Source organism: Pseudarthrobacter sp. KH_020_B, from assembly GCF_057840185.1.
On record NZ_CM174506.1, the window covers coordinates 3,109,483 to 3,124,412 of the forward strand.

General features: G+C 59.3%; 8 protein-coding genes and 1 pseudogene. 3 read left to right on the forward strand and 6 right to left on the reverse strand.

The features are described 5' to 3' along the window. Positions 1-2: 2 nt before the first annotated feature. Positions 3-641, reverse strand: coding sequence for a glycosyltransferase family 2 protein (locus tag AC3IT0_RS14370; protein WP_489320420.1), 639 nt, complete (start codon positions 639-641; stop codon positions 3-5). Positions 642-1,075: 434 nt separating this feature from the next. Here AC3IT0_RS14370 and AC3IT0_RS14375 point away from each other — a divergent pair, with 434 nt between their 5' ends. Together AC3IT0_RS14375 and AC3IT0_RS14380 are read left to right on the forward strand one after the other, a co-directional pair. Next, entirely contained in the window at positions 1,076-3,049 is a 1,974-nt protein-coding gene (locus AC3IT0_RS14375) for a DUF6541 family protein (RefSeq protein ID WP_489320421.1), read from the forward strand. A gap of 82 nt (positions 3,050-3,131) precedes the next feature. Beyond that, a pseudogene (locus AC3IT0_RS14380) lies at positions 3,132-3,514 on the forward strand (transposase); the annotation flags it as partial. Between the two features lie 231 nt (positions 3,515-3,745). Here the strand turns inward: AC3IT0_RS14380 and AC3IT0_RS14385 are convergent. The 3 genes from AC3IT0_RS14385 to AC3IT0_RS14395 all read right to left on the reverse strand — a co-directional run bounded on the left by AC3IT0_RS14385 (position 3,746) and on the right by AC3IT0_RS14395 (position 10,660). After that, positions 3,746-6,016 (reverse strand): putative transposase, encoded by a 2,271-nt coding sequence (locus tag AC3IT0_RS14385; protein ID WP_489320422.1) that lies wholly within the window; start codon positions 6,014-6,016, stop codon positions 3,746-3,748. Between the two features lie 1,515 nt (positions 6,017-7,531). Continuing rightward, positions 7,532-8,347, reverse strand: coding sequence for a glycosyltransferase (locus AC3IT0_RS14390; RefSeq protein ID WP_489320423.1), 816 nt, complete (start codon positions 8,345-8,347; stop codon positions 7,532-7,534). Between the two features lie 99 nt (positions 8,348-8,446). Beyond that, complete coding sequence (locus AC3IT0_RS14395) at positions 8,447-10,660, reverse strand: acyltransferase family protein (RefSeq protein WP_489320424.1); 2,214 nt, start codon at positions 10,658-10,660, stop codon at positions 8,447-8,449. Between the two features lie 509 nt (positions 10,661-11,169). Here AC3IT0_RS14395 and AC3IT0_RS14400 point away from each other — a divergent pair. Then, positions 11,170-12,300, forward strand: coding sequence for a polysaccharide pyruvyl transferase family protein (locus AC3IT0_RS14400; protein ID WP_489320425.1), 1,131 nt, complete (start codon positions 11,170-11,172; stop codon positions 12,298-12,300). Between the two features lie 72 nt (positions 12,301-12,372). Here AC3IT0_RS14400 and AC3IT0_RS14405 read toward each other — a convergent pair whose 3' ends face one another. Both AC3IT0_RS14405 and AC3IT0_RS14410 read right to left on the reverse strand, forming a co-directional pair. Continuing rightward, complete coding sequence (locus AC3IT0_RS14405) at positions 12,373-13,275, reverse strand: glycosyltransferase family 2 protein (RefSeq protein WP_489320426.1); 903 nt, start codon at positions 13,273-13,275, stop codon at positions 12,373-12,375. Continuing rightward, a complete protein-coding gene (locus AC3IT0_RS14410; RefSeq protein ID WP_489320427.1) occupies positions 13,272-14,897 on the reverse strand; it encodes a glycosyltransferase in 1,626 nt (541 codons plus the stop codon). Before AC3IT0_RS14410 ends, AC3IT0_RS14405 begins: the two co-directional genes overlap by 4 nt. Between the last annotated feature and the right edge of the window lie 33 nt (positions 14,898-14,930).

The following is a 14,930-nucleotide window of genomic DNA, read 5'->3' on the forward strand; positions in this document are numbered from 1 at the left end:
ACTTACTTGAAGAACAGTTCGAAGACGATGTTGACGGCATTCAGGAGGGATTGCCCTTTGGCCTTGGAGTAATCAGTGTAAATGATCTCCACAGGATGCTCAACGTACCGCGGCCGCAATTTCGCCAACTGATGCACGAGTTCGGACGCGTGGGCCATACGGTTCTGAGTTAAGTGAATCTGTCGTGCCACCGTCGGGCTGATCGCCCTTAAACCATTGTGTGCATCGGTGAGGTCCAAGCCAGTAGCTAGTCGCGATTGAATAGCAGCGGTCTTTAGAACTAGTCGCTTAGCTGGCGATAGCTTTGTCCGTTTGTCGAGGAAACGGGATCCGAGGACGATGTCTGCCTCACCGGTCCGGATCCGATTTACCATGGCCCTTGCGTCTTCGATTCGGTGCTGACCATCGGCATCAAATGTGACTATGCAGTCGAGCTCTGGATCCTGTAGCGCGTATTCGAAACCTGTCTGCAACGCGGCGCCTTGGCCCAGATTGATCGGGTGCTGAATGACTACAGCCCCTGCCGTCCTTGCTACGTGCTGGGATCCATCTGAGCTACCATCGTCGATACAGACGACGTTCGGGAACTCCTTCCGAAGTTCCGCTACTACCTCGCCTACGACGGTAGCCTCGTTGTACATAGGGATGACAAACCAAGTGCGACTCACAAGATCTCAGTATTCCACACCCCCAGTCGCAATGAGTGCAGAAGGCGTCGGTAGGCTCGGTTACGATTGTCAAGACGGTCGCGGCAGGCCTCGGCCGTTCCCAGCAAAGCCTAAGGGCGGCAGTCACGCTGCCATCGGAGGTAAACGTCTTCGCACGCCGCAGCCTCAGAGTGCCAGCCGCGGGGATCCAGCCATCCAGTGGCCGCCAGGTTTTCGAGATGTTGGACGAACGCTGACGCATGCAAAGACGGCACTTCGAAGGCACGTCTCGTCCTATGGCAAGCCGCCATGCCAAAGTCCTGTTTGATTCATCGCTATTTGGGCTACATGACCAGCCCGCGACGATGTTCTAATGGACGGGACTAAGGGACCTCAGCAGCGATAGTGAAGAACAGGATGCATATTTTATGAGTTGGTGGGACACCATACCCGCATTTGTACTGACTTTTGTCATTGTCTTCGCCCCCGGAGGCGTGCTGGCGTACTTCATCGGAGCACGTGGTGTGGCCCTGGCGGGGACTGCACCACTTATGAGCGTATCCATCGTCGGTGTGGCAGGTGTTGCGTCTGGACTAGCTGGAATGACATGGAGTGTGGTTCCCGTGCTCCTCACCACCGCCGCAGCAGCCTCAGTTGCTTGGTTGCTCCGTCGTTTCGCCTTTCGTAGCCCCGTTCCCGCGCATGGGTGGGGCGCTTGGCCCGTTTGGGCTGGGGCAGTTTTGGGACTGGCCGTTGGTGCGACCCTCACTGGTCGGCGCCTTCTGCAAGTCATAGGAAATCCAGAGAATTTCGCACAGCGGTTTGACAACGTCTTTCACCTTAACGCCATTCGATTCATAATGGACTCCGGAAACGCTTCATCCCTAACACTTGGCTCCATGACTGGTGCCGAGGGGGGCGGCGCCATTTATCCCTCTGCCTGGCATTCTGTTGCCGCCCTGATCGCACAGCTTTCCGGATCGGACGTAGTTGTGGCGGAGAATGTATTCAACGTTTTCGTCGGCTCCGTGATTTGGCCCGTCGGGACAATCTTTCTCGTGTACCAGATCGTCGGTTCCCGTCCTCTGGCCTTGGCCATTGCGGGCAGCCTTAGTGCAGGATTCGCAGCCTTCCCAATCTCCATAATGGACTTCGGTCCCCTTTACCCCAACATTCTCTCGTACGCTTTGGTCCCCTCAGCAGTGGCCATCGTTATTGGGTTGTGTCGCCTTTCCTACAAAGCGGAATATGACCTTCCCACCTTGTGGTTTCTTATGCTCGTTGCCGTCCCGGGGTTGGCGCTATCGCAAACCAATGGGCTCCTATCCCTGGTCGCCTTCTCTCTTCCGCTAGGCCTCTGGGCTGCGGGGAGAGAGTTTCATAGGACCCGTACGAATTCGGACGGTTCACCTCGGATGGCTGTTGTGGTTACCTTGGCGATTCTCGGGATCATGGCTTTTGTCCTGATATGGAAGTTGCTGCGGCCGTTAGAGAACTATGACGGTTGGGCGCCTTTCACCACGCAGGCTGGCGCAATCGGCGAAGCCGTTACTAACGCCCCAATCGGGCGATCCGTAACGTGGGCCGTTTCATTCTTGGCGATAATCGGCATCTACAGAGTGGTAAGGACTAGAGAGCGCGTTTGGATATTCCTATGTTGGCTTATTCCGGTCGTCCTGTACGTCACGACCGCTTCGTCGCCTAAGGGCCAATGGAGAATGCTCTTAACTGGCGGCTGGTACCAAGACAGCTATCGACTGGCTGCGCTGCTACCCATATTTGCCATTGTATTGGCTACAATCGGAAGCCTTTTCATTTGGGACAGGACAAAAATACCGTCCATTGAGCTCCTCCATCGCCTCGGATTCGAGGGCAGTAAGGGCGGTTCCATTCGCCTTATTGCGCTCCCCGGGACCGTATTTCTTACGTTCGTGGTCGCGGCGACCCAATACGGAACCATGGGTCCCATAACTCTGGAGGCGGCCAAGGCGTACGTCATGGATGCTCAGGCTCCGATAGTTGACTCAGACGAATTGGCTGTTATTCGCCGCCTTCCTTCGACAGTCCCCGCGGATGCAGTGATAGCCGTTAACCCTTGGAACGGTAGTTCTCTAGCCTACGCACTGTCAGGGCGGAAGGTTACGAGCTATCATATGTTCTCCGGAGAAGACCCTCATCGGCGGGTGCTTGAGGAGGGAATTGGCAGCGCGGCATCCGGATCTGCGATATGCGCAATCGCCCAAGAACGACGGGTCGGTTATATTCTAGATTTTGGTTCAACTTTTCTTGCGAATTCTGCTGTATCGAAAGAGTACCCAGGTGTCGTTGACGTCAATCCATCAGGCCCCAGTGAAGTCATCGACAGCCAGGGTCACGCCCGCCTCCTGCGTGTGGCTTGCTAACAGTTTCATAAGCCTTGATCCGGTGGTTTGCCGAGTGTAGCGTATCGTTGATTCCTTCTGGTCTGATTGGTTGGCAGACTAGGCTGTCACCGCCGCCGCCTGCCTGACCGTTTGGTCCCATCACGGTCGGGTCCAATCGGAAGCGGCGTACGCGTCCCTGGCCGGGGTGAACCCAATCCCGGCTTCATCAGGTAACACCGTCCGTCACCGGCTCAACCGCGGTGGGGACAGGAGCCTCAATAGAGCACTCCACATGGTCGCGGGCACTCGGATGACGCATGATGAGGAAACCCGCAAATACGTGGAGAAACGAGAGGCCGACGGACGCACCACCAAGGAAATCCGCCGCACCGCTGCATCAAACGCTACCTCGCCCGACGCGTCTACCGAACCCAGTCCCGACGGGGACCTCGACGGCCGTTTCGGCCGCTTCCCATGCCCCAGGACTCAGGACTCCTGACATAGCCATTTAATTTGTGGGTGACGTTTCCTTGTTTTTGATTTCGAATCGTAGGATTCGGTCGGTGCCGGGGTATCGGGTTTGGGTGGCGGTGAGGTGGGTGCAGAGTTCACTGATCGCGGTGGTTGCCCGTCGGGTCGGGAGCGGATCGAGGCGGGTGGTGAGGTAGCCGTCCTCGCGGGGGTCGATGTCGCCGCTGTGCGTGAGGGCGTGCCCAGGACTCCTGACATAGCCATTTAATTTGTGGGTGACGTTTCCTGGTTTTTGATTCCGAATCGTAGGATTCGGTCGGTGCCGGGGTATCGGGTTTCGGTGGCGCTGAGGTGGGTGCAGAGTTCACTGATCGCTGTGGTGGCCCGGCGGGTCGGGAGGGGATCGAGGCGGATGGTGAGGTAGCCGTCCTCGCGGGGGTCGATGTCTCCGCTGCAGGTGAGGGCCTGCCGGATCAGGGCGTGGGCTTCGTCTTCGCCGCGGGCGTAGCCGGTGTTGGTGCGGACCTCCCTCGCCAGGGTTGACGCGGTGTTGAACGCGGCCATCCGGATCGCGTGGCTGAGGAGTTTCGTTTCGGTCTCCAGGACCTGCTGTCCCGGGGCGATCTCGCCGAGGGGGACCCGGGCCGGGATCTCCCGGTGCGCTGCCTGCACTGCCTCGAAAGCGGTTTCGGCGGCCAGGAGGTCCGCGGTGATCGTGTTGTGCATGGTGTTGGTGAACAGTAGCGTGGAGGTTCCCGGCGGCGGGGTCCGGGCCGCGAGCATCGCCGCGTCGGTGTCTGCCAGGGTCTTTTCATACCGGGTCCTGGCGGCCAGGACTTGCTGGTAGGCCTTGCGTTTGGCCGGGTTCGGTACCGACCGTTCCGGATCATCATCGCTACTGGTGTAGGCGTCGTGGGAATCGAGGGCGAACCGGATCCTGGCGTAGCGGAAGTAGTTTTCCTGCCGCCACCTGGCGCCCATCCGGTAGATGATTTCCCCGGCGGGCATGTCGGTGTTCGTGGTGAGGATATGGATCTGCCGTGACCCGCCGCCGGTGGTGTTCACCTGCCGGCTGAGCTGGCGCATCCCAAACACTTCCCCGGTGGTCCCGACGGGGACCCCGACCTGGGTGTCGGCCGCTTCCCAAGCCCGGGTTTGCCCGTGAGCGTCGGTGTGGGTGACCTCGGTGAACAGGGAGGCTCCGATGTCCTCGGTGGTGCCTTTGCGCCAGGTCAGCACATCAAAACCAGCTGAGCTCATGTGTTGGAAGAGGGCCGGGGACCAGCAGTCGCGGTCAAAACCGACCAACACCCGGCGGTCATCACCAATGATCCGGCGCAGGGCTGGCAGGAGCCGGCGCAGTTCCCCGGTCAGTGCGGCCCCGGGCTCGGCCATGACCACCAGCACCGGGGATCCGGTGGCGTCGGCGACCCAGGTTTCCTCGGTCGCCGGGACCGGGAATTTGAACCTCGTGGAGTGGACCTTCCCGATCTTCCTCGTTCCTTGGTAAGCGCGGACATGCCCGTCGACGTAGAGCACCGCGGCCAGATCCCCGCCCTTGTCACCGCCGGCGTGGAGGTGTCTGGCGGCCATCGCGGTGAGCAGTTCCCCGGCCTTTCCCTGGGTGGCGAGGGCGGCGGTTTTGCGGCGGAGGGTTTTCACTTCCGGGGCCCGGTCCAGGCCCAGGACCCTGCCCAGTGCTGCCGGGTCGATCCGGCTGATCCCCTCGGCGCGTGGTTCCCCCGCCAACGCCTGGAACACGGCGCCTGTGAGGATGCTCTCCAACCCGTAGAACCCGTTCGGTAGCGCCCCGAAGGTCGCCTTTGCGCACTCCAGCAGCCCGGTGTTCTCCAGGGCGGGTAAGGCCAGGAACAGCCCGGCCAACGGCACCCGGGCCGCGGGTGCGAACACCGGGGCCGCGCACTCCAGCAACCCGGTCCGGGCCCAGGCCCGCTCCCCGGACCGGTCCACCGGCGCCGGCAGCACCGGCAGGGTCTCAGCCAGGGACCGGGCAGCGGCGGCTCCGGGTGCTTCCTTCGGGACCGCTGACCGGTCCGGGATGGCATCCGCAGGCCTATCGACGCTCTCGACGGTATCCATGGTCAGCGCCCTGTGGATACTGAAGACGGATACGCCAACCGCGGCGGCAATAGCGCGGAACGAGTCCCCGCCGGCGCGGCGGGACCTGATCTCCGCCACGACGTCCGGGGTCAGTTTGCTCGCCCCGCGCGGGCCGCGCTTCTCCGGCACGAGTCCGGCCACTCCGGAGGCGTTCAGATCCCTGCGCCACAGCCACAAAGTGCCGGGATCGATGCCGAACGCGGCAGCAACGTCCGCCACCGAGGCGGCCTTCATGTCCGCCAGTTTCGCAGCCGCGAACCGCCGCGTGGCCGTGTCCCCCTCGACCCAGGCGTAGATGAGTTGGCCATGGAGGAACACGCGTCCGCCATCGTCATCCTCGATCAGCGACGCCGCCGCGCCAATCGAAACGGCGCCCTGCTCAACAGTTACGGGAAGGGGTGGCTGGGCAGTCATTACACTCATGATCCCACCCTCCCGCAGCCGCATAAATTCTCGTGTTAATTATATAACGAAAAGGGCGAAATGAGACAGTTGCCGGACGTCGAAAACCCTAAGATTCCAAGGTCGGCTGTGCAGCTATCGATCCCATGTCAGGAGTCCTGGGCTCCGGGTCGGAACGCTTCAACGTCCGAGCGATCGCGCAGGTCAAAGCGCCGTGGCGGTCAGCGGGCTGGTAACACGAGATTGTGTGTAGGTCGTTTTAGCGTCAATAGAAATACGCTAATACCGGTGAGCGGTCCTAGCGACAGGCTAAGCACGCATTTCACCTCTAGTCCAACTGGAAGCAACAAAAGGGCCACCGCAACGACGGTCGATGAAAGCCAACCTAAAGAGTACGACCTATGCTTCCCCACAGCGAGCACAGCTGTGCCTAGTAGCGTCAAGATCGAGATGAGGCCGGCCGAAAGTGTCAGGCATGACAAAATGAGCCCATCAACGCGATATCCAGATCCAAAAATTGTCATTATTGAGGGACCGATTGGCCACGCAGCTATGGCGCCGACGAGCGCCAGCGCCATAATCATGAATACAGGTCTCCTTAGTGCCGCGGCGCCTCCACTTCCGGATCTGACCAAGTGCGCGATAGCAACGCCTTGGAAGGCTTGCATTGGCAGCATTATCGGGGCGCGCGTCAGAGATATTGCCAGCAAAAGCGGAGCAGCCGTCTCGTATTGGTCACTTGTCGCCGTGATACGGACAAGCAATGGATAAGAAACAATGAGGGCAGCAGAAGACCCTGCCGAAATCAGAGCATGCCCAGTTTGCCTGAGCAATACGGTCCTGGGAACGTCCGCTCGAGCCTTAGCCGCTGAACGAGCAGATTTTGACACCAACAGCCATCCCAACCAAACCAGAACGGCCGCCAGACTGGCCAACTCCAGCCCCAAAAGGGACGCCCCAATTACAGCGGCAACAGCGATAGCACAAAGTCTGACAAGCGCCTCACCTGTGATGAGTCCGGCGTAGCTTCGCCAGTGCCGCCTGCCCTGGATGGATCCTGCCAAAGCCGCGTGGCCAGAATACACAACTGCCGCACCGGCCAGCGTCAGGACCATGACCAACGAATCCTCAGTAAAAACAAACTGTCCGAATAGCAATCCCAGTACGATTATCACGGTCGCGGTGATGAATCCAACTGTAATGCCGCTCCGCAACACTCCAGCCCCGGGGGACGATAACGACTCTTGGTTCAAGTCTGCAGCCCGGACAGCTCGCGTGGACTCCGCTTGAACGCCACCCAGTATTCCGTAGACCCCGAAGAGCGCGCCCCAAAAAACCAGAAATTGAGAATTCTCTTCTATGGATAACGCACGGGCGGCAATGAAAAGGATGACTAACCCGGACAGCCCAGCGACGATTGATGCAACGCCGATCCCGGATGCCCCCCGCGAATTAATGGTTCCGTCGGGCCGGTCCTTCGCGGGCGGATTTTGTAGTCGGCGTCTCTGGCCCATGGCGTCTTTCTTGTTAACGCGAGAGTGCTGATCGTAGCGCCCGGCTTGCAGGCCCGGGAAGCACGTACATAAGGATGAGACCAATGCTCCATGTAACGTTCTTCCATCGTTGCCGGCTGTCCGTAACACCTAAATGTCCAGCCAACACGTAGCGCTCGCCAAGCACTACACGCACGTAGTTGCTCCAAGGGCGTACGCCTCGGCTGACCTGCTGTGGGTGGATTCTGTATTGGCTAACCAGCGTATCTGCTATCGCTATCCGCCCGTAGCACGCCATTCGCAGCCATAGCGAGTAGTCCTCCATCTGACGCATGTCCGAGTACCCTCCTGCCTTCTGGTAAACGGACTTTCGAAACATTATCGCCGACTGAACCAAAACGTTCTGTCCAAGGAGCTTCACTCGGACGTCTTCCCCTGAATCATGAGCGAAACGACCGATCACGCGGCCACTCTCGTCTATCCATTCCGCTGCGCCTGTTACTGCCACTGCGTCTTTATGATGCTCCAAGTAGTCAACCTGGGACTTCAAGCGGCCAGGAAGAGCAATATCGTCCGAATCTAGCCGGGCGACAAACTCACTTTTGACAGACAGCATGGCCTGACAAAGAGCAAATCCCACCCCTCGAGGCGTACTGTTATGTATCAGCTTGACCCGCGGATCGTGGGCCCAAGCTGGAGTGGGCAGCAGCTCCACTCCGTCGAGCAGCAGGACAAGTTCAACATCGACATCAGTCTGAGCAAGCACGGATTCAACTGCTGACGACAGCCAGCGGTGGATCCGGTTAGTTGGAATTACTACTGCTACTGAAAGTCTTGGGGCCTCGGTCATAAAGCGTCTTTCCTTCGAGATCGAACTGTTACTATAGACGACTCGGAACCGAGCATCAGACAGCCGAACAAGTTTGGTCGTCTAACAATTTGAGACCGATCACAGCATTGCCTCGATCATCGGTCCCAAAAGGCGGCTGAATTCAACGTTAAGATGATTCGCGTCGTAGTAGACGACGACGCCGCCGACCACGCTGTAGCATTTTTGCGCGTCGCAAAAGTAATCGGTTAGATCCACAAGTGTTAAGAGCGAATTCGCATTTCTCTCCGCCGCAAGAACCATTGGATCCTCCGGAGCCGCTAACGTGCGCTCTACCGCGCAGGTTTGAGGACTCTCGGCGTTTAGGAGTACACAATCAGGTGCCCTCACGTCTACGTTATAAGGCGGATCCGCCAAGACGACCACCTCACTTCCGCCCGCCATCCAGGTCTGCCAATACTTACCGAATCCGTCTGCGTACTGTTCGCTTTGCGACCGCCCTGTTCCATCGTCGACCAGCTCTTTGCGGGCAAAAGAAGACGTAAATACATATGCAGGAGCGTCTTTGGCGACGACCTCCTCCAAGGAGCGGCCCCAGGCCCGGCATTCGTTAATACTCTGCTCGTCCCCAACTGCGCCGTAGCCCACATAAGAGACAGCGGCAGGGGGACAGCCCCCCAGGAAACTGATTTTAAGTAGCCATCCGCTCCGCTTGGCCAAATCGAGAATAGGAGCCTGCCATTGTTGGGCGTGCGAATCCCCCACCAGCCACACTGTCGTTGGATTTTCCGCCCCGCCCGTAAAGTCACAAAACTTTGTGGTCCTCTTGTCACCAGCCAAGAGGACTTCTGTGTCTTTTCCACACTCGCTCGGTGTCGTGTAGTAATTGTTTGCCTCGCTCATGGTCGGGGCAAGAGCCGCAGCAAATCTGTCGACGCAGGTGTCTGCTTGTTCCATAGCCTTTGGACCGTAACAGGGCGATTCCTCTTGGTCCCGCATGATCTGCTCAGCCTCGGCGACCTTAAATTGCTGGCCCAGCCAAAGCCCTGCTCCAGCCCCACCCACTAAAGCCATGCCGACCATCATGGCAACGATAGACTTCAGCGCCTGCCTCGACTGAGGGCGATATTGAATACCTTTGTCCTCGACATGTATTTTGGTTGCCCAAGCTAAGGCCACCGATACACCAAGGAGTATCAGTTTGCTCGGCGTGTTCAACTCGTCGTTGAAGACAAAGGGACCGATTACGATCAACGGCCAATGCCACAGGTAGAGAGAATACGATATGTTTCCGAAAAACTGCACCGGCCCCAACGAAGTGAACGGGCTATGCCACTGGCGCGTTCCGGACATACCGCCAGCGATGACCAAAGCTGTTCCGGCAACGGGGAGGAGAGCGGCTATGCCGGGAAAAGCAGTTTCCCCGGTGAAAAGAACTGCACTTCCGAGAATGCCTGCAAATCCCATGAGGGATGCAGCATTTGCCGCCAGTCCGGTAAGTTGAACTCGGCGGGCAGCTAGTGCCAGGCCAGCCCCAACGCCAAATTCCCAAAGCCGCACGGGGGTGTAAAAGTAGGCCTCATGGCGTCCCACCTCTGCTAGATGCGCAGACAATACGAGCGATACCGCCGACAACGCGCAAATTCCGACCGCCAGAACAACCTTGGGGTGGCGCCCGATCCGCACAGCAAGCACTACCAGCGCGACAAGGAGGAGGGGCCAACCGAGGTAGAACTGTTCTTCCACTGACAGCGACCAGAAGTGCTGGGCCACAGTGGCAGTAGCCGTTGACGCCGAATAGTCCACCGCGTTTGCAGCGAGCACCCAGTTCTCCACATAGAGAGCACTTGCAATCGCCTGCGTGGCGGTGTCCGCCCAGCGAGAGAAGGGCAATACGTACCAAGCGGCCACTAGGGAGACAAGCAGGACGAGAAAGGCTGCCGGAAGGAGACGCCTAATCCGTTTGGTATAGAAAGCGGTCAAATTCAGTCGGCCAGTGCCCAGAATTTCCTTCAACAAATGCGTGGTGATGAGGAACCCGGAAATTACGAAGAAAACATCAACCCCGACGTAACCACCCGGGAGGGTTCCTGGCCAGAAGTGACCAAGCACGACGAGGCCCACAGCTAAAGCACGGAGCGCTTGAATATCCGGCCTAAATCCCGCGACTTTCTTGACGGGGCTGGTGGAAGGAGAAGCATCTAAACGCGAGACAGCCCCACTGCCATGCTGAACTGCTTGACTAAGTGTCACGCCTAACGAATACTCCTCCGGGTTCAGTGCGGCCAGCGCACTGCCCGGCCCCCGACATTCTATGTCATCGTTAAGCTCCATCCAAGTCGCCCAGCGCTTTCTCCCCATGTGGGCGGAACACTTTTCCGCCAGACCAAGACGGCGCGAACTGCCTCCCTGTGGCGCCCAGTCCGTCCTTGTATGGTGCTGGTGTCACGCGAGATGGGCATGGAAATTGGCGACAGATCTGACGGGCGATGAAACTCTGGAGGTAACGGCGAAATTCGCTGGCATTTCCCGTTCTGCAGTACGGTGCTCGATATGGGCAGCGATGGAGGGACAGAGCAAACCTCGAGTCCTAGACGTCGAGTTGGCGACTGAGCTGGTGATTCAAGGGCATTTCCGTTGGCGCCTCGTGGTGTTGTAAGGGGGTGCCGGATGAGGGCCGGCGTGGACTGTGGCTGAGGGGCTCTGCCGTGGCCACCAACACCGGTGAAGGGGTCGGCTACCCGCCCTTTGGGCAATAATCGCCAATACTTGGGTCGCCAGGACAGCTTCCTGCGGAGCTTCTTGAATATGCCAGCTGGCAACTGAAGTGTTAACCTTTACCGATGACTGAAAACATCTATCTCGTTGCTTCGGGTGGAAATCCGAACTATGGCGACGAGCTGATTGTCGCGTCCTGGCTACAATTCCTTGCCCGTGTGCGGCCAGGTGCAAGGGTCTGGTTGGACTGTCCTCAGCCAGGTACCGCAAGCGCGCTGTTCTCCGAGTTTCATCCCGATTTACTCACCACAAACACACTGTGGCGCGCCTGCGCCAGTGCCCCTGATCAGTCTGCCCAAGGGGTGTGGGACTACGTCAGCAACATCGTCGCAAACGGCGGCACTCCCATGTACGACGTCGGGCTTATGGCCTTGGGGCGGGCCGATACCATACACCTTCTGGGCGGCGGCTATATCAACGGCGTCTGGCCTGACCATGTTGGGCTTGTTGCGGGAATGGCGGCCGCGCACAAGATTCACGGCTGCAAGCTCTTGGGTTCGGGACTCGGATTAATGCCACTGCCTGAAAACGCGGAACTTTTGGCCAAGACGTTCGCGGACTTCTCCGCAGTCAGCGTGCGCGACAACTTAAGCGCGGATTTCCTCGGAGTCGAGGCTGGCCTTGACGATGTCTTCCTAGGGCTCCTTGCTGAGCTCCGCCGGAGTAGGGAGGTCCGAGTTCAGTCACGTGCAAAGGATGTAATGTTGTGCATCCAAAGCGATATGACTGATGAAGTGACGTTCATGAACCTGCGGGAGAAACTGCGGGTTGTCATCAACGACTCGCTCGAGAACGGACTCTCAGTCGGCTATGTTGAGGCGATTCCGGGGTCGGACCGTCGAATGTACGACGCGCTTGATGGCCTCATCCCGGAGGAAAACTTCGTTCCATTTACACAGGTCTGGAGCGATGGATTGCCCGTTCGCCGTGGACAACAGTGGTACACATCCAGGTTCCATCCACATATGGTCGCGGCGGCCGCGGGTGCGAAGGGCGTGGCCATCGGTATCCTTGACCACTACTACGACATCAAGCATCGCTCATTAATGGATCTTGGTTCCGGCTGGGCCTACGCCGCCGCAAGCAGCGGCGCCGAACTTCCGGAACCCACCGGCTCGCCCGATTTCGAAGCTACGGCGACCCTGTTGGCGGGCAGCAAGAGAACCGAAGCGCTGACTTTGTATCCAGTCCGCTAAGCCGCTAAGTCGGCGCAAAACAAGTAAAGGGGCCCACGGGAGCCCCTTTACTTGTTATGCGATCTAAATTGTTCAGCGAACTGTCCGCGCCATTTTCGGCTTCGGGTCGAACTTGATGCCAGCAAGGATTTGCTTGGCAACCCGAAGCTGCAGACGGCGTCCCACGCCGCCTTTAACCATCCATGCATACGTTGTGACCAAAAACTGCAGCCAAGCGAGCTTGTCATCGTGGTGCCAGCGGTATGACGACTCGTTCCGCGCTCCGTAGAGGAACTTCCATGCATTGGTGGGATTCAGATCACCGAAGTTAACGCCGCGGTTCGTCGGCATGTCGTGGGTGACAAGGCTGTCGAGAATCTGGACACCGGGTCCTTCTGCACTGATCCGGAGGGTGTATTCCATGTCGTCGAACCAGATGAAGTACTCGACCAAGGGCAGTCCGTACTTGGCGATGGACCGGCGGGGAATCAGGACTGAGACGAAGGAACAGTTGGTGATGAGGACCGCCCGCTGGCCCTGGGCGATCAGACGTCCCCAGTCCCAGGTGGCGCCGGCGTTGTTCATTTCGCAAATGGAACCGTCGGTGTAGCGGACCAGCGAGCAACTGTACGGTACGTTGCGTCCTAGCCCCTTCTCAGCTTCCGAGTGCCCGGCGAGAAGCTTCTCCAAGGCGCTTTCCTCGGTGTAGCAGTCATCGTCCATGATCCATACCCAGTCGGCACCGCGCTCGTAAGCACGCTCCATACCGGCAGCGAAACCGCCGGCACCGCCCGTGTTCGAATCCAGGCGGACGATCTCCACCCGCGGATCGTCATTGTAGACAGCGAGCAACTGTGGTGTGGAGTCCGTACTGGCGTTGTCGATGACGATCAGCCGGTCAACGGGCCGGGTCTGGGCGAGGATCGAGTCGAGAACCCTTCCGAGCTTGTCAACACGGTTGTAGGTGACGACTACGGCTGCGACCTGGTCGGTCATGCTTTCCATCCTTCGTAAAGTCCTGTGGTCCATTCCCGCGCTTCCGGGAGTTCCTTCAGAGCGGCGATTTTCTGCCTTTGTTCTTCCACGATCTGTTCACGCAATTCCTCCGAGGCCATGATCGCCTTGGTGCGCTGGACAGCCTCCCTGATAAACGCGAGAGGTTGCCTCGGCACCAGGACCTTGTCCGACACAAGGGAAGCCTGCGAGCCGACGTCGGTCGACAGTACTGCCACGTCCTGGGCTGTCGCTTCAAAGGTCGTGAGTGTGAGCCCCTCATTGTCCGAGGAAATCACCAGGAGGTCTGAGTCGGCCAGGGTGTCGTCCACGGAACGCGGCGGCTGACGCAGCTCAAGACAGTCCGAAAGCCCGTACTTCGCAACAAGCCGCGAGGTCTCTTCAGCCAGGGCCCCTGATCCGTGCAGGATGAAGCGCACGTCCTGTTCGGTGGAGCGCCGGAGCTGGGCGGCATAACGGAGGAAGAGATAAGGGCGTTTCTGCTGGCTGAGCCGCCCGACGAAGGACACCGTAAAGGGCCGCTCCGGGTCCTTCTCGGCCTTCGGGGCAGCCGACACCTCACTGAGTCCGTACAGCGGAGCGAGGGAAACCCGTTCCTTCGGGACGTCCCGCTGCAGGACCATGTAGTCCCTCAGCTGCGGCGAAATGACGTGGTGCATGTCAATGGCGTTGGACAGCTTGACGGCCAGTTCGACGAAGCCGCCGGTCCGCCACTCGATGACGTGCAGCGAGTCGACCGTCCGGATCCCCGGATCCATGGCCTTGAACCACGGGAGGCGGTGGTACAGCCACCCGTTGTGGTGGACGTGGATACCGCGAACCGAGAACTTCGTCAGCAGTGCCAACAGCAGTTCGGATTCTTCCTCGTCTGAAATGGGAAGGTTCACCGGCAGGACCAGCGCGCCGTCCAGTTCGGGGCGCACAATCCAGGGCTGGGCCGACTCACGGTCAGTCAACACGATGGGCAGGAAGCCGGCCTCGCGGGCCAGCGCGATGGTTTCAATGGCCCATCGTTCCGCCCCTCCCATTTCCAGCCAATGCAGCCCGAAGATGATTGCCGGCTCGCCGTCTTCGGACGGGCTGCGCAGCGGCGCGGTGGATTCGATCGGAGCCATCCGCTGCGGCCGGCGGTTCGGTGTGAGGCGTATTTCGTGGTAGTCAGTCAGTCCCTGGCGCAGGGCGTCGAAGGCGATCGGCGCGCCAAACCGGGCAAGACGAAGCACTTTGGCTTTTCGGCCCGGGCGGTCGTAGAAGGTTGCTCCCCCTTCGGCGCGTTCCCCGCCCAAATCGATGACGAGGGGAACGACCGGCGAATCGGCAGACGCCGTCGTCGGAACCGTGCTTTTGACGCCAACCGTGCAAACGACGGTACGGTTCGGTTCCCACTCGTGCCGGTGGCAGGCGTAGCCGGTCAGCCGGGGAAACTCGCCGTCCGGTGCTCGGAGGACTATGACCTTGAATTCCCGGCCGGGCTGGATCAGTGAGTGATAGTTCAACCCGCCAACAAGCAGGCCAATTTCCCGATCGGAGAGTCGGGCCTCTCCGCCTGCCAGGCCAGAACCGCCGTCGTCCAAAACTTCGAAGAGCTTACGGGCCCTACTCATCTGCACTCCCTACTGCAATCGTGTTCATGTCAG